Here is a 24,733-nt window from a genome sequence, read left to right on the forward strand (position 1 = left end):
ATGGCGGTTGATGTAGCAGCGAGCTCGGCCCTTCCGGTGGCGGTTCAACCGGCCCGGCGCCGGGCGCTCGCGCCTGCCAGCCTTGCCGGTTATGCGTTCGTCGCCCCGGCGATCCTGTTGATGCTGGTGATCCTGGTGGCTCCGGTGCTGATCGCGGCCGCGCTCTCCTTTACCGATTACAGCCTCGGCAATCCCGGGTTCGACTGGGTTGGAACCGACAATTACGAGAAGATGTTCTCCCGCTCGACCTACACGAAAATGCTGACCGCATCGGCGACCTATGTGCTGGTGGTCGTGCCGGCATCCATCGGCCTCGGGCTTGGTGCGGCGCTGCTGATCAACTCCCTGAAGCGTTTTGGCGACTTCTACAAGACGATCTATTTCCTGCCCGTCATGGCGGCCCTGCTGGCCATGGCCATCGTCTGGGAATTCTCCCTGCACCCGACGGTCGGCATCGTGAACCAAACTCTCGAGTCCGGTTGCGGCACATTTCTGGAGCAGATCTCGGACTGGTACGCGGCCGGATGCGCGCGGAACTTCCCGCTCTGGTTCGGCGACCGGGATTACGCCATCTGGACCATCTGCTTCATCGGTATCTGGCAGGGCTTCGGCTTCAACATGGTGCTGTATCTGGCCGGATTGACCGGTGTGCCGCGAGAGCTGTATCAGGCCGCCGCCATCGACGGCGCCGACAGTGCCTGGGACCGGTTCCGGCTGGTTACCTGGCCGATGCTCGGGCCGACCACGATCTTCGTGCTCACCATCACGACGATCCGCTCCTTCCAGGTGTTCGACACGGTGGAGGCGATTACCGGGGGCGGTCCTTCCAAGACAACTTACGTGATGATGTTCGCGATCTACGAGAAGGCGATCCAACACAACCTGATCGGCATCGGTGCCGCGATCACCGTCGTCTTCCTCGCCTTCGTGCTGTTCCTGACGTTCCTGCAGCGCTGGCTCGTCGAAAGAAGGGTGCATTACACATGACCGGACATGCGTCGCCTTTCTCGGAAGCCCTGAAGCACGCGGTTCTCATCATTGGCGCTCTGATCGTCATCCTGCCGTTCTATGTGATGGTGAGTTACTCGCTCAAGGCGCCGCACGAGATCGAGACCAATACCGGCGGCTTCTTCGGCGCCCAGGAGCAGATGGTCGACGAATATTGCGTCAAGCTGGGCAATGCCCGGGAAGACTGCCTCGAGACGCCTGCGATCTTCAATTATACCCAGGCCTTCAAGAAGGCGCCGCTGCTGCGCTATCTGGCGAACGGCGTGATCGTCACCGCATCGATCTTCCTGATCCAGGCCCTGGTGGCGCTGCCCTGCGCCTATGCGTTGGCCAAGCTCAAATTCTGGGGCCGCGACATGGTCTTCGGCATGGTGCTGGTCTGCCTGCTGATCCCCGTCCACGCGATCGCTTTGCCACTCTACATCATGCTGGCCAAGCTCGGGTTGACCAACACATACGCATCCCTTGTCGTGCCCTGGACCATTTCCGTCTTCGGTATCTTCCTGATGCGGCAGTTCTTCAAGACCGTGCCGGACGATCTGATCGATGCCGCCCGGATGGACGGGATGAACGAGTTCTCCATCGTCTGGAAAGTCATGCTGCCGACCGCGATCCCGGCCCTGTTGGCCTTTGCGATCTTCTCCGTGGTGGCGCACTGGAACGATTACTTCTGGCCCCGTGTGGTGATCACCGGGGATCGGGATCTCTACACGCCGCCGCTTGGTCTGCGGGAGTTCAGGGGCGGCAGTGACGGGTCCGACTGGGGCGCGATGATGGCGACGGCAATGATCATTGTCACGCCACTGATCGTCGCGTTCCTGATGGCGCAGAAGCGCTTTATCGAAGGCATCACGCTCACCGGCATGAAATGACCGGCCGGTATGATTTGAAGTGAAAGAAATTGGCGGCCCCCACTGCAATGGGGACCGCCGCAATGCCCGGTTAAGGGGCGTGCAATGTGGGCCGCCGCAAGCATTTGGAGCATCGCGGCCGCACGCAGCAACAGTGAGGAGTTACGGTATGAAACGTCTTTTTGCAATGGCCGCTGCCGCGGCGTTTTACGCAGCGCCCGCCGCCGCGGTGGAGATCGAGGTCGGCTATCCCTACAGCCACCTGTTCGATGTCACCTATGAGAAGATCATGGAGAGCTTCAAAAAGGAGCATCCGGAGATCCAGGTGAAGTTCCGTGCCACTTATGAAGGCTACGAGGATGCGACCAACATCATCCTGCGTGAGGCCGTTTCCGGTAATCTGCCGGACGTGACCATGCAGGGCCTCAACCGTCAGGCCATTCTGGTGGAAAAGGGCATCGCCCGTTCGCTTGAACCGTTCATCGCCAAGGAAGCCAATTTCGAAAAGGAAGGCTACCATCAGGCAATGCTCGATCTGTCGACCTTCAATGGCGACGTGCATGGTCTTCCGTTCTCGATCTCCCTGCCGGTCGGCTATTACAATATGGATCTGGTGCGCAAGTCCGGCTCCGACAAGCTGCCGCAGACTTGGGACGAGGTGGTCACGCTCTGCAAGGAAATGCGGGCCAATGGTGTGAAGAACCCGGTTTTCTGGGGCTGGAACATCACCGGCAACTGGTTCATGCAGGCGCTGATGTGGAGCCAGGACGAGCCGATCGTCAAAGGCAACAAGGTGAATTTCGACGGCGAGGCCGGTCTGACCTCCTTCGAGACCATGAAGAAGATCTTCCGGGGTTGCGAGATGCAGAACCTGTCCTGGAAAGACGCGCTGGCTGCTTTCGCTTCCGGTGATGTCGGCATGATGTTCTGGTCCACCTCGGCGCTAGGCGCGGTTGAGCGCTCGAAAGGCGATTTCGAGATGAAGACGGCCGAATTCCCGGGCATCGGTGGCAAGCCGAAGGGCCTTCCTGCCGGCGGTAACGCTGCCTTGCTGGTCTCCCAGTCTGAGGACCCGGAGCGGCTGCAGGCTGCCTGGACCTTCCTGAAATACATCACCTCCGGCACCGGCGCCGCTGCTGTCGCCGAGACCACGGGCTACATGCCGCCGAACAAGGCCGCGAACGAAATCATCCTGAAGGATTTCTACAAGCGGAACCCGAACAAGGAGACCGCCGTGCGTCAGCTCCCGCTGCTGCGCGACTGGCTCGCTTATCCGGGCGACAAGGGCCTCGCGGTTACCCAGGTGATCTATGACGGCATCGAAAGCATTGTCACCGGCGAGGAAGACGACATGAAGGCCCTGCAGAGCGATCTGGTGGCCGAAGTCGGCGACATGCTGCCGAAATAAAACCTTCATCGGGCCGACGGGGTTCCACCCTGTCGGCCCGCTCTTTTAAGTGCTACGTGCGTTTAATCGCTTACCTTCCTGTCGCCGGTATTCGTCCGGCGGAAAGAAATCGGTGTCATGAGCTTCATCCAGATCACAGACCTGCACTTCGTCCCCGGTGACAAGCCGCTCTTCGGAACCAGCCCGAAACAGCGTCTCGCGGACGGCGTATCCCTGATCCGCCGCGACCACGGTGATGTCGATTGCGTGCTCGCCACCGGCGACCTCACGCATTACGGCGAGAAGGCAGCCTACGAGACCCTGAAGGAGGTGCTGGCGCCACTGGAGATGCCCGTGCATCTGATGATGGGCAACCATGACAGCCGCGCGCCGTTCCGCGAGGTCTTCCCGGATGCGCCGGAGATTGAGGGCGGCTTCATCCAGTTCACCGTCGATACCGGCGATGCCAACGTGGTGTGTCTCGACAGCCTGGTCGATATTCCGGGCGATCATGCCGGCCGTCTCTGCGAGACCCGTCTGGCGTGGCTGGACAAGGAACTCGACGCCCTGCCGTCGGACGTGCCGTTCGTGCTCGCGGTCCATCACCCGCCGTTCGATCTCGGCATCCCGCATATGGATGAGATCCGTTTGCTGGACGGAGAGGCGCTGTGGGAAGTGCTGCAGAAGCGCAAGCCGGACCAGATGATTTTCGGCCACGTACACCGGCCGATCTCCGGCCACTGGCGTGGTATCCCGTTCTATCTCCAGCGCGGCTTCAATCATCAGGTCTATCTGGACTTCACCAGTGTCGACGATGTCCGTTTCGTCGATGAGGCGCCGGAATTCTCGATCATCAAATCGACCCCGGAGAGCGTCTTTGTCTTTGCCCGCTCTGCCGGTGGCGAGGGTGAGCCTTACGTTCCTCGAGACATCTAGATATCCCTGCACTCATTCGCCATCCCGGTCGGGATGGCGGTGATGACGGGGGGGCTAGCGTCCGGTTCCCCGCGCCTTGCGAAGGGCGTCGAGCAGAATATCCCGGTCGCCGACATGATTTGCCAGCAGCAGGATCAGGCGCGCGTTCAGTGCTGTGCTTTGCTCCGGCGTGAGGCCCTCATGAGCGGCGATCAGTGCTTCGTAAAAGCCGTCGGCATCCGTCAGGTTAGGAGCGGTGTTCAGATCCGTCATGACATCCCTCCGGTCGCGGCGGTAAGGGCGGCGGAGATGGCCTTACGGTCATAGGTGGGCCAGCGCGCGGCGATATGTTGGTCCGGGCGGATCAGGTAGACCGCCTGTTCGTTCCTCCCGAGATAACGCTCTCTCAAGGCGCCCAGCCTGTCGTCTTCGGTCTCAATCGTTAGGACTGTCACTGGGAGCGTATCGCCGCCGGACATGTCCGGCAGTGACGTATTGATTCCAAGCAAGACAATATCCGTCCCAAGACTTTCCAGCAGCCATCCGTCGCCCACCGGGGCATCGACGGCGGGGGCGCCCGGACGGGTGCGCTCCGGCCCGCCTGGCAGCGCATCCTCACCATTCAGGTCAGATCCCGCATGGGTCGCCGGCACGCTGAGCCGTCCGGAGTTCACCAGTGGGCGGGCGAACGGATGGGCTTCGGCAAGATCAAGTACGGCATCACGGAAGACGTGGGAGATATCCGACTTGGGGGTGATGAAATCTGTCGAGCGGGTGGAGTTCAGGATGTTCTCGTCAGCGGCCTGCACTCGCTCCCGGTTATAGCTCTCCATCAGGCTTTCCGGTGCGGTGCCGTCCAGGATCAGTTTCAGCTTCCAGGCGAGATTATCCGCGTCCTGAATACCGCTATTGGCGCCGCGTGCGCCGAAGGGGGAGACCTGATGCGCGCTGTCCCCCGCAAACAGTACACGGCCATGGGCAAAACGCTCCATTCGGCGGCACTGGAAGGTGTAGATCGAGATCCATTCGAGGCTGAATTTCGCCTCTTCTCCAAGCATCGCCTTCAGGCGCGGGATCACGTTCTCCTCGCGCATCTCAACTTCCCGGTCGATGTCCCAGCCGAGTTGCAGGTCGATACGCCAGACACCATCCGGCTGCTTGTGCAGCAGCGCCGACTGGCCCCGGTTGAAGGGCGGGTCAAACCAGAACCAGCGCTCAGTCGGGAAATCGGCCTCCATCTTTACGTCGGCGATCAGGAAATTGTCCTCGAAGATCCGGCCATGGAAATCGAGCCCCATGAACGAACGGATCGGAGACTTGGCGCCGTCGCAGGCGACCAACCAGTCTGCTTCGAGGGTGTAGGGGCCGTCGGGCGTCTCGACGGTCAGTTGGATGCCGCTGTCGTCCCGGGTAACGCCGGTGACCTTGTTCCGGCCCCGAATCTCGACCGGTCGGCCTTCCGCTTGCAGTTCCCGCAGCCTCTCCAGCAAGACGGCCTCGAAATGGAATTGCTGGAGATTGATGAAGGCCGGGCGGCGGTGCCCGGCCTCGGCCAGCAGGTCGAACTCGTAGACCTTCCGCTCGTCGAAGAAGACCTTGCCCTTGTTCCAGGTGACGCCCTTGTCGACCAGCGGCTGACCACAGCCCAGCCGATCCATGATCTCCAGCGTGCGCTTGGCGAAGCAGATGGCGCGGGAGCCAGTGCTGACCCGGTCATTGTCGTCCAGCAGCAGGACCGGCACGTCCTTCAGTGCTAGATCCAGCGCGGCGGCAAGCCCGACCGGACCGGCACCGACCACGATCACGGGATGGCGCGCAGGCGCCGCCGCGTCCTGATCCGGAGACCGCCGGTAGGGATAGAGCGCCTGCTCGAAGATATCGGCCATGGGACGGCTCCCGCCTCAGCCTTGCAGGGCTTCCCACATCTGCCGGTCACGCTCGGCGGTCCAGATCCGGGGCGTGTCCATGCCGAGTGCCTCGTCATAGGCCCGGGTCACGTTGAAGGGTAGGCAATGCTCGTAGATCGGCACGTCGCTGAATTTCGGATCGCACGCGGCGCGCACGGCATCCCAGGCTTCTTTCAAGGTTCCGCCCCGTGCGGCGACTGCGGCGGCCGGACGATAGGTGTTCAGCAGGAAGTCGCGGGTAAAATCGAGCGCGGCATCGACCATTTCGGTGCCGACCAACGCGTCCCCCCGGCCCGGCGCAATGGCGGTCGGATCGTAGCTCTTGATGGCGTCGAGCGTGTTGCCCCAGTCGCTGAAATGGCCGTCGCCGCAATAGCAGGCAGCCTTGTACTCGACGATGTCGCCGGTCAGCATGACGCGCTCGTCCGGCACCCAGGCAACGATGTCGCCAGCGGTGTGGGCGCGGCCGAGATGCATCAGGTCGACCCGGCGCTTGCCGAGATAAACCGTCATCTTGTCGGTGAAGGTCATGGTCGGCCAGGTCAGGCCGGGGATCGATTCATGACCTTGGAACAGGCGCGGGAAGCGGCCGAACTCGCTGTCCCAGTCCTCCTGACCGCGCTCCGAGACCATGGCGCGGCATTTCTCGGAGGCGAGGATCTGCTCCGCCCCGTAGGCCGAGGCGCCAAGCACGCGGACGGCGTGATAGTGGGAGAGCACGACATACTTGATCGGCTTGTCGGTGACGGTGCGGATCTTCTCCACCACCTTGTGGGCGAGGCGCGGGGTGGCCTGGGCATCGACGATCATCACGCTATCGTCGCCAATGATGACGCCGGTATTCGGATCGCCCTCGGCGGTGAAGGCCCAGATGTCCCGGCCGATCTCGCTGAAGGTGATCTTCTTTTCCGCCATATCGCCGGCTGATGCGAATTGCTTGGCCATTTGGCCTTCCTCCCGTTTGTTCTTTGTCAGTCTTGTCTAATCGCGGGCAGTACCGTGCCCGTGCAGTCTCCAAATCCGATGCGATATCCATCTCCCGCCGCATGACCGCGCAGGGTGACCCGGTCGCCGTCTTCGAGGAAGCTGCGACTCTCTCCGTTCGGCAGGGTGATCGTGGTCTTGCCGCCCCAGCTCATTTCCAGCAATGAGCCGTAATTGTCCGGCGTGTCTCCGGAGATCGTGCCGGAGCCTAGCAGGTCGCCCGGCCGCATCGGGCAGCCGCTGCTGGTGTGATGGGCAAGCTGCTGGGCAGCGGAATAATACATCGTGCTGTAGTTGGTCCGCGACAGTACCGCTTCCTCGTCTGATCCGGCAGGTGTCAGGCCGACCTCAAGCGCGATGTCGTAGAGCATCGGGCCCGGCTCCGCGAGATAAGGCAGCAGTGGTTTCTCCCGCTTCGGCGTTGCGGTCCGGAACGGCTCCAGCGCGGCCCGTGTCACCACCCAGGGCGAGATCGTCGTGCAGAAGGCCTTACCCTGAAACGGGCCGAGCGGCTGATATTCCCAAGCCTGGATATCTCGCGCCGACCAGTCGTTCAGCAGCACATAGCCGAAGATCATCGCGTCTGCCTCAGCCACTGTCACTGGTCTGCCGAGCGGGTTTCCGGTGCCGACTACGGCACCCATCTCCAGTTCGATATCGAGCCGGCGGCTTGCGCCGAAAGTGGGAGCCTCCGCGTCCGGCGCTTTCAACTGGCCATTGGGGCGATGGAAATCCGTGCCGCTGACAACAACGGAGGAGGCCCGCCCGTTATAGCCGATCGGGATATGCAGCCAGTTCGGCGGCAAGGCGTTTTCCGGTCCCCGGAACATGGTGCCGACATTGAAGGCATGCTGCCTGCCCGCATAGAAATCGGTGTATTCGCTGACCCGGAACGGCAGGTGCAGGGTGACATCCGAGAGCGGGACGAGAAAGGCTTCCGTCTTCTGTTTTAGGGCTGTATCGCCGCCTTCACGCAGAAGGTCCGTCAGGCGTGTTCGTACTTTCGCCCAGACTTTGGAGCCCCGTTCCATGAAGGGGTTCAGAGCATCTTCCGAGAAGACAGGGGTACCGCCGGTGGATATCAGTCCGTCCAGTTCCAGCGCAGCAAGATCCAGCACGCGGTCGCCGATCGCGACACCGCAGCGTGGCGGCTCGCCGTTCCGGGAGAAAACGCCGAAGGGCAGGTTCTGGACCGGAAAATCGCAGTCCGGTGCGTTGGCGGCGGAAAGCCAGCTTTTCATTGTCACTTGATGCCCGGCGTTCCGTCGAATTTCTTGTCGAGGCCTGTCCAGCAGGTTGCGTAATCGTCCTGAAGCGGCGCTTCGCTGGCGGCGAACTCCGTCAGATGCTGCGGGAACCGGGTCTCGAACATGAAGGCCATGGTTTCTGAAAGCTTGTGCGGCTTCAGCTCGACATTGGAGGCGCCCTCGAAGGCCTGGCTGTCCGGGCCGTGCGGCAGCATGCAATTGTGCAGGCTCATGCCCCCGGGCACGAAGCCTTCGGGCTTGGCATCGTAGGAGCCGTAAATATTGCCCATGAATTCGGACATGATGTTCCGGTGATACCAGGGCGGCCGGAAGCTGTGTTCGGCGACCAGCCAGCGCTCCGGGAAGATGACGAAGTCGATATTGGCCGTGCCAGGCACCTCCGAGGGGGCCGTCAGCACGGTGAATATCGACGGGTCCGGATGGTCGAACAGGATGGCGCCGACCGGAGAGAAGGTGGTCAGATCGTACTTGAAGGGCGCGTAATTACCGTGCCAGGCAACGACGTCGAGCGGTGAGTGCCCGATCTCCGTCACGTTGAATGATCCGCACCATTTCACGATCAGACGGCAGGGCGTCTCTTTCTCTTCGTAGGCGGCGACAGGTGTCTTGAAATCGCGCGGGTTGGCGAGGCAGTTGGCGCCGATGGGCCCGCGCCCCGGCAGGGTGAACTTGGCGCCGTAATTCTCGCAGACATAACCGCGGGCTTCGCCGTCCAGCAGCGTTATCTTGAAGATCATGCCGCGCGGGATGATCGCGATCTCGCGCGGGGCGAGCGTCATGCGGCCAAGCTCGGTGAAGATTTCTATGCGGCCGAGCTGCGGGACGAGCATCAGTTCGGCGTCGGCATTCATCATGTAGTCGTCGGTCATGTCCGCGTTACAGGCATAGACATGCACGGACATCCCGGCCTGGGTGTTCACGTCACCCGCACAGGTCATGGTCCGGATGCCGGCCACGAAATCGGTCGGCGCTTCCGGCAGGGGCACCGGGTTCCAGCGGTACTGGCCGAGGGCGAGGCCGTGCTCCGGCTGATGCGGGGCGGTTTTCCATCCGTCCACGGCGATGCGCGCGAAGCGGCCGGTATGCTTTACCGACGGGCGCATGCGATACAGCCAGCTGCGCTCGTTCTCGCCGCGCGGCGCGGTGAAGGGGCTGCCGGAAAGCTGTTCAGCATAGAGGCCGTAATTGCATTTCTGCGGGCTGTTCTGACCCTGGGGCAGGGCGCCGGGCAGGGCTTCGGTCTCGAAATCATTGCCGAAACCCGGCATATAGCCCGAGGTGGTGCCTGACAGCGGATTGCTGTGCACGGTTGCGGAATTCGATACCTTGTTCATCTCGCTCCTCCCGTCGGCAGGGTCTGACAAGGCGCGTTTTCTGATTGGTTTTAAGGGCCTGTCTGCCGTAGGATCATCATGATCATTACAAATGAAATGAATGTCAATTGCGGATGGATGACCAAGCGGACCTGCTCGACCTGGACTGTTTTCTGCCCTACCGGCTCGCGGTGATTGCCGCCCGTGTCAGCAAGGCAATGTCGGTGCTCTATGCTGAAAAGTTCGGCATTTCCATCGCCGAATGGCGGGTCATCGCCCATCTCGCCGGCTCGGGACGGGTCTCGATCCGGGATATCCATGCCCGGGTGAACCTGGACAAGGTGAAGGTCAGCCGCGCGGTCAGCCGGTTGGAAGAAGCGGGACTCGTTTTGAAGGCGAGCAATGCGGCCGATAACCGGTTGCTGGATATCACGCTGTCAGACGAAGGCTGGTCCGTCTACCGGCAGATCGTACCGCTGGCGAGCGGCTTCGAGGCGGATCTGCTCTCGGCGCTCGATGATACGGAGCGCGCCGCGTTGGAGCGGGTCTTCGAGAAACTGCACGCGCGCCTTGACGAAAATGTGGAGGCAGCCCGGAGCCTTTATCCGAAGGTCTAGCCGGACAAGTCAGAAGGCCGGTGCTTCCGCGCCGTGAGGCCTTGGCCGCCACTCACCGGGGATTTGTCCGACAAGCAGCCTCGCGATCTCGTTGTTCTCGCTCTTCAGCGGCAGAATGAGGCGGGTCCAGCTCGCAGTTTCCGAGGCTTTTTTCGGATAGTGAACAGTCAGCAGCGGTTGACGTCGCTCCATCACGGCCTGATAGGCACCAAGGAAGAAGTTGACGATATACTCCTTGTCGCCGAACTCACGGACCGTCGTGCCGGTGACATCCCTGCCGAAACGTTGGGAAATCATCGTGCCGTATAGCCGGTAGCGGAAATCGAAGCCGCCCTCGATGACATCGAGCAACATGAGATAGCCGAGGACAAACCGCATATCCGTCGGGTCGATGGATGCGACGGGGGCGGCATCCTTGCCGTTGGCTTTCCCGCGCCAGTAAGACGAGAGGCGTTGCAGGCGCTCATCCTCAAGCTGATTGCCTTCCGGATTCCAGACGACAGTCGGATTGCGGGCGCCGAATTGCAGGAAATAGCGATCGACCGCATTCAGGTCGTCGCTGATGAGAGCATCCCTCATGTTCGCTGCGGATTCAAATTCACTTTTCAATAATTCGGTCTCTCAATCAACCATTGCCGTCGTAGGCACCTAAGCGGCCAATCCGCGAGTGCTGACTAGCTGATAGACAACCGATTATTTCAATTCAACATTAAAAAAAGGTGAAATTATGGGGCCAAACGCCATATTCCAGGCAGCGCCAGACCTAAAAGGTGAGCGTTTTCAGTAGAGTTCTGCGCGCACGATCCCGCTTTACCGCCTTGGCGGGGCGGTCGGTGATAGCTTTCCGCTTTCTAACGGGAGGACAGTCTGTTTACGGCGCCTCCGTCTTCTACGCGAGATCCCAGCCCGCGGTCGCGGTGATGCCGAGTTCCGACTTGGAGACGCCGATCAGCGTGACAGTGCCGCCGTCGGAGAGGGTGAGCTGAGTATTTCCGCCGCTGTCCTCCGCCGTATAGGTCAGCCCGTTTGCGACCTGCAAGCTGTCGATGCCGGCAGTGAAGTCGCTGACCTGATCGTTGCCGGTATCGAAGCCGAAGAGGAAGGTATCTGCCCCGCCTCCACCGACCAGCGTGTCGTCGCCCTGGTTGCCGGCGATCTGGTCCGCTCCGTCTCCGCCATTGACCACATCGTTGCCCTGACCGCCGAACAGGATGTCGTTGCCAATGTTGCCGTTGAGGCTGTCGTCGCCCAGATTACCATAGACAATGTCGTTGCCCTGGCCGCCATAAAGCAGATCGGAATTTCCGCCCCCGATCAGAGTATCCTCGCCCATGTTGCCATAGAGGACATCATTGTCGTTGCCGCCATTGAGGCTGTCCTGATCCTGACCGCCGAAAAGCGTATCCTGGCCCCCGCCGCCGAAGAGGCTGTCGTTGCCCTGGTTGCCATAGACGAGGTCCTCGCCATAGCCGCCATCGACGGTATCGGTGCCGCCGCCGCCGGCGATCGTATCGCCGAAATTGCCGAGGGAGACGGTCTGCGCCGAACTGTCGCCCGCGAGATAAATCGGACCGTTGCCGCTGCTGTTAACCGTCACATTGCCAATCACGATGGCGAAGTCGATATCGTTCAGTACCAGCGTGGAGCCCGCAGGCAGGGCGGACAGGTCGAAGATGAAAGCCTCGACACCGGAGCCGGTTGACTGGTCGCTGATCTCGATGGTCTGCGGCGTGGTGACGCCGGCGCCGGAGAAGGTGATGGTACGGACATCGACGCTGGCCCCGGCACCGAGGCTGTCGAGGAAGCGGGAGCCCTGCAGATTCAGGAAACTTGCATCAGTGGAGCCGGTGCCCACGACCTGGCCGTTGAGGGTGCCGCTGGCAGATCCGGGCACTTCGGAGGAAGCGGGGCCGCTGACCGTGGCAGAGACGAAGCCTGGCAACTGAACGGTAACTATATTCCCGCTTCCGGAGTCTTCGAGCAGGGTTCCGGTTTGCGCCGCGCTACCGGTATTGGCGAGGGTGAAGGAGGTTTCCGTCCCGGCAACGTCCCCGTTCGACTGGTTCGACTTCGAAATTGACCCGTCACCGGAGGAGGACTGGATCTCGCTCAGAGTGAAGCCGATGGTCGTGTTGCCGCCACTCACGTTCGCGCTGAGCGTGGCGGTGAAGTTGCCGAGGGAAAGATTGAGCGTGTTGCCGTCGCCAAGATCGATGGAGCTGCTGACGCTGCTGCCGTTCAGGCTCGACAGGTCCTTCGAGAGGACGAGCAGTGTATCACCCGCATCGACCCCGGTCAGGGTGTCGCCATTCAGGTTTGCCTGCGATCCCTGGATCGTGTCATTGCCCGCGCCGCCATCCAGCAGGTTGGTTCCGCTGCCCGCGAGCAGGGAATCGTTGCCGGTGCCGCCCTGGAGTGTGTCGTTACCGACTGTGCCGGAGAGCGTGTCGTTGCCGGCATCGCCATAAATGACGTTGTTGCCTGAATTGTCCCGGACCAGGTCGTTTCCGTCGCCGCCGTAGAGGGTGTCGTTGCCGCCCTGACCGAAGACATCGTCGTTGCCGTCGTGACCGGACAGAATGTCGGCGCCGTTACCGCCGTGGATCACGTCTCTGGCCGTGGTGCCGGTGACCGTGTCGGCGGCGGCGCCGCCGTTAATGGTCTCCACGGACACGGTTGCACCGGAGAAGTCGAAACTGCCGCCGCCGGTCAGCGAAATGATATCCGAGTTGTTGCCGCCATCGATCGTCTCGGCGCCGCCCGCGACATCGCCGGAGGCGACAAAGAAGGTGTCGAACCCGTCGCCGCCGAGCAGGCTGTCGACCCCGGTGCCGCCGGAGATACTGTCGTTGCCAACACCAGCGTCGATCGTGTCGGCACCGGCGCCGCCGCTGAGCGTGTCGTTGCCGTTATTGCCCGAGATAATGTCGGCGCCGCCGCCACCGTCGATATGGTCCGCGCCCGTGGTGCCTGTGATCGAGTCCGCCCCGGTGCCACCGGAAATGGTCTCCACGGAAATGGTCGCGCCGGAGAGGTCGAAACTGCCGCCGCCGGTCAGCGAAATGATATCCGTCCCGGCGCCGCCATTGATCGTTTCGGCGCCACCCGCGACATCGCCGGAGGCGATGAAGAAGGTGTCGTCGCCTGTGTCGCCGAGCAGGCTGTCGACGCCGGTACCGCCGGAGATCTGGTCGTTGTCAGCGCCGCCGTCTAGGGTGTCATTGCCTCCGAACCCCCTGATCAGGTCGTTTCCGGCGAGGCCGTTGAGTTCATCGGCAGTTCCGGTGCCAAGTATCGTGTCGGCATCTGCGCCTCCGTTAAGGGTGGCCAGACGATGGGCGTAGGTGGCGAGGGCCTTGGCCGAAAAGAGCGCCGCTGCGGCCGGCAGGGCGTGCCAGCCGGCATCTGCGCCGAGTGGCGCGGATGCGGCGTGCACGGGAACGCCGAGCGCGTCTTCCAGGCTGTTGGCAAACTGCGCGCCGGCAGTGCCTGCCCCCGCTGCGCAAGCCACCAGTGTGACTTCCGCATCGGGCGCGAGCGCGGCTTTGATCCGGAGCAGATGAGGTGTCGCTTCGCTCAGCGCTGTCAGGTCCACAACGCGCCCGGCAAGGTGCAATTGGCCGGGAGCGCCGTGACTCAGGATCGAGAGGTTTTGGACGCCGGTCAGACCGGCAAGCACATCCGAAATCTGTCCAATCGGATCGCCTGCTGGCGATAGCGGGATGATTTTGGTGCGCGGATCGACGCCTGCCAGAAGGATTTCGCGATCAGGAACGGCGCTATCGACGAACAGGATGGATGGGTGTCTGGAATGGCTCATCCACAATGCTCTTTCGCTATAGAAGTCTGGGCGACGGGAATTAGGGTGTGTTCCCTTTAATGCGGCATCTGGCATCAGCTCTGAATGACGCAGTTCCGGCTGGGAAACAGACGGATCGATGAAAGCGACAGATGAACCGGAACGCATGGCAAGCCCTTGAACTCGAAGTTACTCCGTATCGCGTGCGCAATTCGAGTTCTGCGCCCGCCTCCGAGTCCTACAATAAAAATTGAGCAAGATAAGCTGTCTTCTTGGGAATTTTTGGAAAAGACTTTGGAAAAATTGGAAATTACACAGCATTGTATACTTGGAAATTTCTATAAAATTTCATCTATTTCAGTGTTGATGTTGATCAGTACAATTGAGTGTTAATATTTTTGGGGTGTAGGATTTTTATTATTAATTTTTTTGATCTTTTCCAACAGCAAAAGCAGGGTTTTTTCTATAGAAGTCTGGCATCAGTATTCATTTATGTATGGTGATTATTTGTGTTTTCGTGGGTGATTTAACGGGGGTTATACCTCAGCCCGAGTTTCTTAATTCAGGGATTTGTCTATCATCGCGCACCTACTTGCGAGGCAAGCGCATGTGAATGAAAACTATTAGTTGTGTGGACGATCGAGGAAAGTGATTTTTTAAGCCTGAATTAGTATGAAATTGACGCAATATATATAATTAAATCAAGGAAGTCTGGGCGTGCAATATGTTCGGGTGGTCAAAATCTGGCGTCTGTCGGCAGCATCGTCAGGGTTGAGGTGGGCTAGTTTGTTTGAGGCAGGGCAGGCGGCGGCAGTCAGATTTTCACCCGGTCGATCTGGATCTCGTGACCGAAGCGCCGAATTGGGTCGTGTGGCGCCTATTTTCACTGTGGAGACCGTCACCCTGGCCGCAGAGCCGGAAAGCCGGTTCGCTTAGAAATACTCGGGCAGTTCCGCGACCAGCGCCTTTCGGATACGGTCGCGCACGGGAACCGCCGGGTCGGGCCGCTCAAAATCCAGACCGGTCAGCTGTTCGAACAGGGCGACATACTTGTTGCTGAAGGCGATCAGGGTGTCGGCGGGGATTTCCGGGATGGGGTCATTGTAGGGATCGCACTGACCGGCAATCCACAGCCGCAGGAATTCCTTGTCCAGACTGTCCGGCTCCTCACCCGCCGCAAACTTCTGCGCGTAGCTGTCGGCGCGCCAGTAGCGGCTTGAATCCGGGGTGTGAATTTCATCGGCGATGGTGATCGTGCCGTTCTCATCGATGCCGAACTCGTATTTTGTATCGACGAGAATGAGTCCCTGTTTGGCGGCGAGTTCCTGCCCGCGCGCGAACAGCGCCAGACTTTTCTCCGCCAGCTCGCGCCATTGCTCATGCGTCACGAGCCGGGTTTCGAGAATTTCCGCTTCCGTGATCGGCGCGTCATGCCCGCCGCCGGTGGGTTTCGTCGTCGGTGTGATGATGGTTTCGGCGAGCTTCTGGTTCTTCTTCATGCCATCGGGGAGGGGGTGGCCATAGATCACCCGCTCGCCCCGCTCATACATGGTCCAGGCGCTGGTGTTGGTGGAGCCGGTGAGATAGGCCCGCACCACGATCTCGATCGGCACCATCTCGAGATCCTTGCACAGGACGACATTCGGGTCCGGGTAGGAGATCACATGGTTCGGGCAGATATCGCCTGTGTGATCGAACCAGTAGCGCGCCGTCTGGGTCAGCACCTGCCCCTTGTAGGGCACGGCCGCCAGGACCTGGTCGAACGCGGATTGCCGGTCCGTCGCGATCAGCAGCCGCCGCCGGTCCGGCAGCTTGTAGGCATCCCGCACCTTGCCCCGGACGAAGTCCGGCAATTCCGGGAATTCCGCGTTGGTAAGACAATTGTCGAGAAGCTGTGAGCTGGCCGTCTGCGGCACCATGGAGCGATATCCTGTGAACGGTAATCTGGATCGGGCGACACGATAGCGCCTTCACGTGGGACTGCAATGGTGGGGGTGGGCAGGATGACGATTGGGCGCGTTCGCCCGGTGTTACCCGGCCTTCTGTAGTGTCGGGATTTGCTTGATGATGTCAGCCAGATCCTTCTCAGCCTGGGCAATATCCCATTGAGACTGGAGGTTGACCCAGATCGTAGGGCCGTTGCCGCAGAGCTTGCCAAGCCGTACTGCCATCTGGGCGGTCACAGGGGCTTTCTCGCTCAGGATGTCATGGAGCGTCTGCCGAGAGATCTTCAGGGTCTCCGCCAGTTTCGTTTTGCTGACGCCAAGCTCGGGCAGGATCTGGTCACGCAGCAGCGCGCCGGGGTGCATCGGGGGGAGACCTTGAAGCATCAGTGATAATCCTCCAGTTTGACATTGGTGGCGCCTGAGTCCCATTCGAAGGTGAGGCGCCAATTGCCGGTGACGCGAACGCTGTATGTGCCCCTGCGGTCTCCGGTCAGCTCGTGAAAGTGGAAACCCGGCAGGTTCATGTCTTCTGGCTGCGACGCGGCATTCAGGGTTTGAAGCATCTGCACCAGCCGGTTTTGGGCGGCGCCCTGAACCGGCAATTTTCCGCCTTTTCCTGTGGCGGCGAATTGCTTGAGGCCCTTATGAGCGATGCTCTTGATCATGAAAAATGTAAGGCAATTCCTTACGGTTGTCAAGCGTTGGATTACGCCGATTTGTGCTCTGGCGGCGGGAAGAGATATGGCCCGATACGGAACGCGGTTTGATATGGGGGCGTGCGATTGATCCAAATGCCGTGGGTCATGCGCCTATAATTAAGTCGCGTGTCCCCTTAATTCTGATTTAATTGAATTTACATTTTCAATATTGTTAGTCATTTTTACATCCTTTAAATGTAGAATTCACACAATTACTTATTTCTAAAATACTTTCATTCATAATTTTCATAAAATTATTTTTGTTTAAAAGTAAATACTCGATGCTTTGATGATTTTTGTAAACCATATGAGCTCCAATAATATCATAAATTAGAACGTCGCCAGACCAAGATATATCTCCAGATTTTAGCGTATTCCAAACCATACCCTCCATTGATCCAAAGTATATAGATTTAAAAGCAGAGTTTTTAGCGCAATCATCAAAACGAATATCATCAATGTTATTAGATATAAAATTCATAATTCTATAAATTCTCCTTTTATTTGTTATTAGATTTACAGACACGCAACTGTAGTCTAAATTCCAATCATATATTACCATTCTAATACCTTTTTTATTCATGTGTTTTATAGATTTTTTTATGTTATCATTTGATATAAAATAAAAATTTATGTCTTTATCTTTTCTTGTATCTGAATAATCATTTATGCTGTATGCATTATTTAATTTTGGTTTTATAATATAGTTTATCTGATTCATATATTTTTCAATTTTTTGATATTTATGTGAGCTTACAATAGGGTGCATAAGAATTTGAAATTCAATTATATTTTCCTCATCTTTGAGGCGTATGTTATTTGCTCTAGAAATTGTTTTATTAGAAAAACTAGAAGAGAAGATATTTTCCCTAATGATATTAAATGATTTTTCTTTATCTATTTCATTTAACTCAATCGCCAAATCTTTGATATTCTGCCCAAAAAACGTATCACTATCAGCAAATGACGGAAAAGAAGCACAGATTGCGATCAAAGATAGTGCAAATATTCTTCTTACTTTTGATCGCAACAAGAGGTAACATTCAAAAATTAACTTCATCTTTCCCGCATCCCTTCACTCGCATAGCGCAGCACCGGCTGAAGCACATATTCTAGCACCCGTCTCTCTCCCGTCAGCAGGTCCGCCGTCACGGACATGCCCGGCACAAGACGCACGTCTCTGCCGTCCACAGTCAGATGTTCCCGTTCGATCTCGATCCGTGCCGTGTAGGACAGCATCTGCGGCGCCGCCTGCGGGCCGGTTGTGGCCGCTCCCGCCGCGCCGGCGGCGTTGTTCGCGTCCTGGGGCACGACGGCATCGGCGCTGAGGCTGACGATCGTGCCCTCGATGCTGCCGTAGCGCATGTAGTTCAAGGCATCGATTTTTACGGCGGCACGCTGGCCGATCTCGATGAAGCCGATATCCCGGTTGGTCACCGTCGCCTCGACCGTCAGACGGTCCCCGTCCGGCACGATCCGCATCAGCGGCGCGCTGGGCTGGACATAACCGCCGAGCGTGTGCACAGAGAGGCTAGCTACTGAGCTGGAGCCATACCTCCTGTTTTCCGAAAGTGCTCCCAACTCTTTCACCCCGCAGCGCGCTATCCTTCCGTGAATATTAGGCGGTGGTTAGAGTGTCGTCACGGGGAGTCTGATACAAGGTCAGGAAGGCAGGGTATGCGGCCTGGAGTGTGGCCAAAAAAACAGCGGCCGGGATTTCCCGGCCGCTGCGTTTATTTTCTGTTGTCCGGTGGGCGTGTCTTTAGAGCGCCAGCCCCCGCTCCATCGATATCGCCAACCGCCGGGCAAACGCTTTCGGGTCGGGGATGGCTTCGCCTTCCATGATCCGGGCCTGGTCGAGCAGCAGGTGGGCCGCGTCGTCCAGTTCCTGGCCGGTCTTGCCGTCCTTCACCCGTTTGGCGAGGGCCTTGATCACCGCGTGCTTGGTGTTGACTTCCAGAATGCGCGGATTGGATTTGTCGATCTGCTTGTGCTGGCGCAGCAGGCGTTCGAGGTTGATGTCCATGTCGCCGTCATCGGCGATCAGGCAGACCGGGCTGTCGGTCAGGCGGGTTGATTCCCGCACGTCCTTCACTTCCTCTCCGAGGGCCAGCTTGATGGAGGCGAGCAGCGGCGCGATATCGGCGGAGGCTTTTTCCTCGTCCTTCTTGTCCGCGGCCTTGTCCTCGTCGGACTTGTCCCCCTCGGCTCCCTTGACGGCATCGAGATCGGCGGAGCCGCGGGTGATCGACTTGAGGGGGCTGCCTTCATAGCCCTCGAACATGGCCTGGATCCAGAAATCGTCGATCGGATCCGACAGCAGCAGAACTTCCACACCCTTGGCCTTGAAGCCTTCGATATGGGGTGAGTTCAGCAGGGCTTCCTTGCTCTCGCCGATGATGTAGTAGATCGCCTCCTGGCCTTCCTTCATCCGCTTCTTGTAGTCGGCGAGGCTGACCAGCGTGTCGCTTTCCGTCGTATCGAAGCGCGCGAGGGAAATCAGGGTGTCCTTGTGCTCGCCGTTCTCGGAATAGAGGCCTTCCTTCATCACCGGGCCGTAAGCGTCCCAGAAAACCGCATATGCCTCGGGGTCCTTCTCAGCTTTCTTGCTGAGCTCGGTGAGCACCCGTTTGGTGACGGCGGAGGAGATCTTCTGTAGCACCGGATTGCGTTGCAGAAGCTCGCGGCTGACATTCAGCGGCAGGTCCTCGCAATCGATCACGCCGCGCAGGAAGCGCAGATAATCGGGCACCAGCCCTTCGCAATCGTCAGTGATGAAGACCCGCTTCACATAGAGTTTTACCCGGCTCTTGCGCTCCGGATGGAACAGGTCGAACGGGCGCTGGGTCGGCACATAGAGCAGGGAGCTGTATTCGATCACACCCTCCGCCTTCCAGTGCATGGTCAGCCAGGGCTCGTCGAAAGCATGGGCGACGTGCTTGTAGAATTCGCCGTACTGCTCCGTCGTGATGTCGCTCTTGGAGCGGGTCCAGAGAGCGGATGCTTCGTTGAGCGGGCGCTCTTCGGTTTCCCCGTCCTTGGTTTCCACAAACAGGATCGGCACCGGGATATGGTCGGAATAGCGCTTCACGATGTGCTGCAGGCGCTGCTCCTCGAGAAATTCGAGGGCGTCGTCCTTCAGATGCATGGTGATGATGGTGCCGCGATTGGCCTTCTCGGCATCCGCGACGGTGTATTCGCCGAGCCCGTCCGAGCTCCAGAGATGCGCCTTGTCCTCACCGGCACGCCGGGTCAGCACCTCGACCTTGTCCGCGATCATGAAGGCCGAATAGAAACCGACGCCGAACTGGCCGATCAGGCCGCTATCCTTTTTCTCGTCGCCGGACAGGTTGGAAACGAAGGCTTCCGTGCCGGAGCGCGCGATGGTGCCGAGATTGTCGTTCAGCTCATCGGCGGTCATGCCGATACCGTTATCCGACAGGGTCAGGGTCTTGGCATCTTTGTCCGCCGCGATCCTGATCTTGTATTCACCGTCGCCAGTGGTCAGATCAGGCTGTGTAAGCGCCAGATAGCGCAGCTTGTCGCAGGCATCGGATGCGTTGGAGATCAATTCGCGCAGGAATACTTCACGCTCGCTATAGAGCGAATTGGCGACGATCTTCAGGAGCTTGCTGACCTCGGCCTGGAACGTCCGCTTTTCCGCAGTCATCTTCTTGATCACCTCTTGCCTAGAATGACATCGTTATGATTGATGGAGCCTGATATGTGGGAAGTTGGCATTAATCGCAAGACCCCAGCGCTTTCCGCCTGAGCCGAGATCGGATCCGAATTTCCCATGAGCAGCGTTTTCGAGGACGGTCGGATCACCGCAATGCTGGGGCCGACCAACACCGGCAAGACCTATTTCGCCATCGAGCGGATGCTTGGCCATGCCTCCGGCATGATCGGTTTTCCGTTGCGTTTGCTGGCCCGGGAGAATTACGAGCGTGTGGTTTCCCTGAAGGGCAAGAACGCTGTCGCCCTGATCACCGGCGAGGAAAAGATACTTCCGCCGCACGCCCGCTATTTTATCTGCACGGTGGAATCCATGCCGGTCGACCGGGTGGTGGATTTTCTGGCCATCGACGAGATTCAGCTCTGCGGCGACCGGGAGCGCGGTCATGTCTTCACCGACCGGCTGCTGCATGCGCGCGGCCGTCAGGAAACCATGTTTCTCGGCTCCGACATTATCCGCCCGCTGATCAGGAAGCTGGTGCCGAAGGCGGAGATCGTCGGCCGGCAGCGCATGTCGCGGCTGACCTATACCGGGCCGCGCAAGCTGACCCGGCTGCCGCGCCGGACCGCCATCGTCGCTTTCTCGGCGGCGGATGTTTATGTCCTGGCCGAAATCGTCCGGCGCCAGCGCGGCGGTGCCGCTGTTGTCCTGGGCGCGTTGTCGCCACGGGCCCGGAACGCGCAAGTGGCGATGTATCAGGAGGGCGAGGTCGATTACCTGATCGCGACGGATGCGATCGGCATGGGCCTCAACATGGATGTGGATCACGTCGCCTTCGCCGAGGACATGAAATTCGACGGCCGCGCGCCGCGCCGCCTGACCCCGCCGGAGATGGCGCAGATCGCCGGCCGGGCGGGACGGCACATGAATGACGGCACGTTCGGCGTCACCGGAGACTGCCCGCCTCTGGACGAGGAGATGGTCGAGGCGCTGGAGAGCCACCGGTTCGATCCGCTCCGGCACGTTTTCTGGCGTAATCACCGCTTGTCGTTCCGCAGCCTTGGTGATTTGCAGCGTGCGCTCGGGCTGCACAGCGATCAGCCTCACATGATCAGGAAGCGGGACGGCGAGGACCACCGGACGCTTGAGTCGCTGGCGCGGATGGAAGCCGTGGTCGAGCGGGCAACCGGACCGGACCGTGTAAGGCTGCTCTGGGACATTTGCCAGATCCCGGATTTCCGCAAGACCATGAGCGAATCCCACGCCAATCTGCTGGCAAAGATCTTTTTCGATCTGACAGATGGGCAGCAGTGTCTGGAGACAGATTGGGTCGCCAATCAGGTCAGTCGTTTCGACCGGACGGACGGTGATATAGACACGCTGGTAAACCGTATCGCACATATTCGCACTTGGACGTATATTACGCACCGTGCAGACTGGGTATCCGACCCTGTTCATTGGCAGGCTCAGACAAGAGCTGTTGAAGATCGGCTTTCGGATGCTTTGCATGACAAGCTTACCCAGCGTTTTGTCGACAAGCGCGCAGCATTGTTCTTGCGCAAGTTGAAGGACGGGGGGAACTTGGCGGCGGCAGTAAAAACTGACAGTACAGTGGTCGTGGAGGGCCATGCCGTCGGTCACATGGAAGGATTGAAGTTCGTGCCTGATGTAGTGGATAGCACCAACGCAAAGCCCGTGCTGGCGGCTGCGCGTAAGGTCCTGCCGGAAGAACTGGCCCGGCGCACGGGCCAAATCGAATCCGCCGACAACGCAGCCTTTTCGATCGGGCCAAAGGGGACGGTGATCTGGCTCGGGGCGGAAATCGCATCGCTGGAAGCCGGTGCCGACATTCTGTCGCCGCAGATCCGCGTCGTGAACGAAGAGATGATCGACGGCGAGATGCGCAAGCGGATCGAGACCCGTTTGCGCACCTGGCTGACGGGGGAGATGGAAGAACGGCTCGGCCCGTTGCTGGCGATCAAGACGGCTGAACTCGAGGGCGCCGCGCGCGGTATTGGGTTCCAGGTGCTCGAAGGCATCGGCGGTGTATCCGCCGATCAGATCGGCGGGTTGCGCCGGGATCTCGATGATGAGCAGCGCAAGTCGCTGGCCCGTCTCGGTATCCGCTTCGGCACAGAAACCGTCTTCCTGCCGGTGTTGCTGAAGCCGAAGGCGGTGGAGTTCCGGGCCATGCTCTGGAGCGTATTCTCCGGCCAGTTCCCCGAAGGAGGCCCGCCGCCGGCAGGCCGAGTGATGATCACGCGTGCCGAGGATGCGACCGACGCCTTCTACCTGGCGATCGGATACAAGCGGGTCGGCGGTCACGCTGTGCGGGCGGATATGCTTGAACGCGTCGCCCAGATGGTGCGTCAGGCGGCCCGCGAGGGCGCATTCGCCATCTCGGCGGACATGCTGTCGCTTGCCGGTGTTGGCCATGAAGCCATGGCCGAGATCCTGAAGGATCTCGGATATCGCCGTGGCGAGGATGTCGAGGAGCAGCCTCGTTTCATCGCCCGGCGTCGTCAGGAACAGAAGCGCCGGCCGGAAGGCGAGCGTAAGGCGGAACAGAACGGCAAGTCTGAAGGTGACGGCAAAGCCGCGCGCGGGGACAAACCGGATCGCGCCAGGAAGCCGGGTAAACCGGCGCAGGATGGTTCCGGTGAAAAGCGGGATCGGAATGCTGGCGCCAAGGGCGGACAAAAGGGCGGGCCGCGCAAGCCTAAGCGCCAGGATGAGCGGCCGAAACGCCAGAATAGCGGGCCAAAGGTGATCAGCTCGAACGGGCCGGCCATGCGTCCCGAGGATTCTCCCTTCGCAATATTGCAGCAGCTCAAACTGGCAAAATGAACGAAGACGAGACACAGCGTCTCGACAAGTGGCTCTGGTGTGCGCGGTTCTTCAAGACCCGTGGGCTCGCCAACAAATTGGTTGGTGCGGGGCGCTTGCGTCTTTCCGGCAAGGTGGTGGCGAAGGCGCACCAGCTTGTTCGCTCCGGCGATGTGCTGACGTTTCCGCAGGGACCTCATATCCGGGTCGTGAAGGTGCTGTTTCTGGCTGAGCGCCGTGGACCGGCTCCGGAAGCCCAGCTGCTGTACGAGGATCTCGCGCCTATCGAAGCGGGCGCGGGCAAAAGTGAACGGTCCGAGGTGAAATCGACCCCGGCACAGCGTGACCCGGGTGCCGGGCGGCCAACCAAGCGGGATCGGCGGCTGATCGACCATCTGCGATCCCCTGATGAGTGATCTGGTCGATTATCGATTGCCGTCTGGAAAACGCCCGGATAGTCCGCCCGCCGGAAACGTGCTTGCGAAATCGGGCCGAGAGCTTAGATAAAGGGCTGAATTCCAACCAACTCCGGGAAATGCCATGATCGGCTCCCTTAAAGTTTTCTTCGATGCGGTCCGCTCCGGGGGATCAAGCGAAGCTTCAAAGGTCGACGGATCAGAAGAAGCCGTTGCCGCGCTGCTGGTGAAGGCTGCGACGCTTGATGGCGATTTCGGCGCCGACGAGCGGCACGCCATTGAAGCTCTGCTCGCCGCCCGTTTCGCCTGTTCTCCGGATGAGGCGGCGGAAAAGGTTGATGGGGCGGTGAAAGATCTGGAAAGCAGTGTCGATTTCTACAGCTTCACCAAGGTGATTCGTGATGAATTTGATCATGATCAGCGGGTCGAGCTCATGGAAATGCTTTGGCAGGTCGCCTATGCCGACGGTGTCTTGCATGACTATGAAGCCAGTCTGATGCGCCGGGTCACGGGACTGATCTACGTGACCGATCAGGAGAGTGGCGCTGCACGCAAGCGTGTCATGCAGAAACTCGGACTTGCCGAATAGGCGTTTTTTCATTAACGAAACCGACGATTGAAGTCGGACCGGAGTCTGCCGATGACGTACATCGTCAACGACCTGTGCATTAAGTGTAAATACACCGACTGTGTCGAAGTCTGTCCGGTTGACTGTTTTTATGAGGGCGAGAACATGCTCGTCATTCACCCGGACGAGTGTATCGACTGCGGTGTGTGCGAACCGGAATGCCCGGCCGAGGCGATTCTCCCGGACACGGAACCGGAAGCAGAGAGCTGGATTGAAATGAATCGGAAATATTCCGAGGAATGGCCGAACATCACCCGGAAGATCGACGCCATGCCCGATGCTGACGATTTTCAGCAGGTTAAGGGCAAGATGGAAAAGTTTTTTTCGCCCGCGCCGGGCAAGGGAGACTGAGGCTAACCGTCACAAAACGGTAAGCCATGCGTTAAACGAAAGCAGGCCATGCGCCCGCAGACTCCCACTTTTATCGGATTTGTGATAAGGTCTATGAATTCGGTGGGGCAAAACGTCTCGCCTCGCCGCCGTTTCCGCGAAGG

General features: G+C 59.5%; 22 protein-coding genes. 9 read left to right on the top strand and 13 right to left on the bottom strand.

Translation table 11 applies throughout. From position 1 onward, the window contains the following. The 4 genes from K328_RS0118460 to K328_RS24835 all read left to right on the top strand — a co-directional run bounded on the left by K328_RS0118460 (window position 1) and on the right by K328_RS24835 (window position 4,182). Complete coding sequence (locus K328_RS0118460; protein WP_028467234.1) at window positions 1-987, top strand: carbohydrate ABC transporter permease; 987 nt, start codon at window positions 1-3, stop codon at window positions 985-987. Next, on the top strand, window positions 984-1,880 hold the full coding sequence (locus K328_RS0118465) for a carbohydrate ABC transporter permease (RefSeq protein WP_028467235.1): 897 nt from the start codon (window positions 984-986) through the stop codon (window positions 1,878-1,880). Before K328_RS0118460 ends, K328_RS0118465 begins: the two co-directional genes overlap by 4 nt. Before the next feature lie 148 nt (window positions 1,881-2,028). Beyond that, window positions 2,029-3,267 carry an ABC transporter substrate-binding protein gene (locus K328_RS0118470; protein ID WP_028467236.1) on the top strand — a complete coding sequence of 413 codons (1,239 nt, stop codon included), beginning with the start codon at window positions 2,029-2,031 and terminating at the stop codon, window positions 3,265-3,267. A 117-nt stretch (window positions 3,268-3,384) separates the two neighbouring features. Beyond that, a complete protein-coding gene (locus K328_RS24835) occupies window positions 3,385-4,182 on the top strand; it encodes a phosphodiesterase (RefSeq protein ID WP_051285121.1) in 798 nt (265 codons plus the stop codon). A 54-nt stretch (window positions 4,183-4,236) separates the two neighbouring features. Here K328_RS24835 and K328_RS0118480 read toward each other — a convergent pair whose 3' ends face one another. Genes K328_RS0118480 through hmgA form a run of 5 tightly spaced genes read right to left on the bottom strand, consistent with a single transcriptional unit; the run spans window position 4,237 to window position 9,654 of the window. Continuing rightward, entirely contained in the window at window positions 4,237-4,434 is a 198-nt protein-coding gene (locus K328_RS0118480; protein WP_028467237.1) for a DUF2783 domain-containing protein, read from the bottom strand. Continuing rightward, window positions 4,431-6,047, bottom strand: a complete 1,617-nt coding sequence (locus K328_RS0118485) for an FAD-dependent oxidoreductase (protein WP_028467238.1) — start codon at window positions 6,045-6,047, stop codon at window positions 4,431-4,433. Before K328_RS0118485 ends, K328_RS0118480 begins: the two co-directional genes overlap by 4 nt. A 15-nt stretch (window positions 6,048-6,062) precedes the next feature. Beyond that, window positions 6,063-7,013, bottom strand: a complete 951-nt coding sequence (locus K328_RS0118490) for an MBL fold metallo-hydrolase (protein WP_028467239.1) — start codon at window positions 7,011-7,013, stop codon at window positions 6,063-6,065. A 26-nt stretch (window positions 7,014-7,039) separates the two neighbouring features. Next, the gene (gene fahA / locus K328_RS0118495) at window positions 7,040-8,293 is read right to left on the bottom strand and encodes a fumarylacetoacetase (protein ID WP_028467240.1); all 1,254 of its coding nucleotides are present in this window, start codon (window positions 8,291-8,293) and stop codon (window positions 7,040-7,042) included. 2 nt (window positions 8,294-8,295) lie between these two features. Beyond that, window positions 8,296-9,654 carry a homogentisate 1,2-dioxygenase gene (hmgA, locus tag K328_RS0118500; RefSeq protein WP_051285122.1) on the bottom strand — a complete coding sequence of 453 codons (1,359 nt, stop codon included), beginning with the start codon at window positions 9,652-9,654 and terminating at the stop codon, window positions 8,296-8,298. 113 nt (window positions 9,655-9,767) lie between these two features. Here hmgA and K328_RS24840 point away from each other — a divergent pair, with 113 nt between their 5' ends. Continuing rightward, on the top strand, window positions 9,768-10,250 hold the full coding sequence (locus tag K328_RS24840; RefSeq protein WP_036554912.1) for a MarR family winged helix-turn-helix transcriptional regulator: 483 nt from the start codon (window positions 9,768-9,770) through the stop codon (window positions 10,248-10,250). Window positions 10,251-10,259: 9 nt separating this feature from the next. On the opposite strand, the gene K328_RS0118510 is transcribed toward K328_RS24840, so the two are convergent. The 8 genes from K328_RS0118510 to htpG all read right to left on the bottom strand — a co-directional run bounded on the left by K328_RS0118510 (window position 10,260) and on the right by htpG (window position 20,363). Beyond that, window positions 10,260-10,829: a PAS domain-containing protein gene (locus tag K328_RS0118510; protein WP_156901477.1), complete on the bottom strand. Its 570-nt coding sequence runs from the start codon at window positions 10,827-10,829 to the stop codon at window positions 10,260-10,262. A gap of 310 nt (window positions 10,830-11,139) precedes the next feature. Further along, the gene (locus K328_RS0118515) at window positions 11,140-14,070 is read right to left on the bottom strand and encodes a DUF4347 domain-containing protein (RefSeq protein WP_028467243.1); all 2,931 of its coding nucleotides are present in this window, start codon (window positions 14,068-14,070) and stop codon (window positions 11,140-11,142) included. Between the two features lie 911 nt (window positions 14,071-14,981). Next, window positions 14,982-15,968, bottom strand: a complete 987-nt coding sequence (locus tag K328_RS0118520) for a phosphoribosylaminoimidazolesuccinocarboxamide synthase (RefSeq protein ID WP_028467244.1) — start codon at window positions 15,966-15,968, stop codon at window positions 14,982-14,984. A gap of 111 nt (window positions 15,969-16,079) precedes the next feature. Further along, window positions 16,080-16,379: a HigA family addiction module antitoxin gene (locus tag K328_RS0118525; protein ID WP_028467245.1), complete on the bottom strand. Its 300-nt coding sequence runs from the start codon at window positions 16,377-16,379 to the stop codon at window positions 16,080-16,082. Continuing rightward, entirely contained in the window at window positions 16,379-16,660 is a 282-nt protein-coding gene (locus tag K328_RS0118530; RefSeq protein WP_028467246.1) for a type II toxin-antitoxin system RelE/ParE family toxin, read from the bottom strand. The genes K328_RS0118525 and K328_RS0118530 overlap by 1 nt, the downstream gene beginning before the upstream one ends. Window positions 16,661-16,865: 205 nt before the next feature. After that, on the bottom strand, window positions 16,866-17,753 hold the full coding sequence (locus K328_RS26730) for a hypothetical protein (protein ID WP_156901478.1): 888 nt from the start codon (window positions 17,751-17,753) through the stop codon (window positions 16,866-16,868). Then, window positions 17,750-18,283, bottom strand: a complete 534-nt coding sequence (locus K328_RS24845) for a beta-barrel domain-containing protein (protein ID WP_169721233.1) — start codon at window positions 18,281-18,283, stop codon at window positions 17,750-17,752. Before K328_RS24845 ends, K328_RS26730 begins: the two co-directional genes overlap by 4 nt. Window positions 18,284-18,455: 172 nt before the next feature. Beyond that, window positions 18,456-20,363: a molecular chaperone HtpG gene (gene htpG / locus K328_RS0118540; RefSeq protein ID WP_028467247.1), complete on the bottom strand. Its 1,908-nt coding sequence runs from the start codon at window positions 20,361-20,363 to the stop codon at window positions 18,456-18,458. Between the two features lie 126 nt (window positions 20,364-20,489). On the opposite strand from htpG, the gene K328_RS24850 reads away from it, so the two are divergent. The 4 genes from K328_RS24850 (at window position 20,490) to fdxA (ending at window position 24,590) form a co-directional block, all read left to right on the top strand. Further along, a complete protein-coding gene (locus tag K328_RS24850) occupies window positions 20,490-23,216 on the top strand; it encodes a helicase-related protein (protein ID WP_036554914.1) in 2,727 nt (908 codons plus the stop codon). Beyond that, entirely contained in the window at window positions 23,213-23,611 is a 399-nt protein-coding gene (locus K328_RS0118550) for an RNA-binding S4 domain-containing protein (protein ID WP_028467248.1), read from the top strand. The genes K328_RS24850 and K328_RS0118550 overlap by 4 nt, the downstream gene beginning before the upstream one ends. Before the next feature lie 124 nt (window positions 23,612-23,735). Further along, entirely contained in the window at window positions 23,736-24,200 is a 465-nt protein-coding gene (locus K328_RS0118555) for a tellurite resistance TerB family protein (protein ID WP_028467249.1), read from the top strand. Between the two features lie 51 nt (window positions 24,201-24,251). Continuing rightward, window positions 24,252-24,590, top strand: coding sequence for a ferredoxin FdxA (fdxA, locus tag K328_RS0118560; RefSeq protein WP_028467250.1), 339 nt, complete (start codon window positions 24,252-24,254; stop codon window positions 24,588-24,590). Window positions 24,591-24,733: the final 143 nt, after the last annotated feature.

It is taken from the genome of Nisaea denitrificans DSM 18348 (assembly GCF_000426505.1).
In the GTDB taxonomy this organism is placed as follows: Bacteria; Pseudomonadota; Alphaproteobacteria; order Thalassobaculales; family Thalassobaculaceae; genus Nisaea; species Nisaea denitrificans.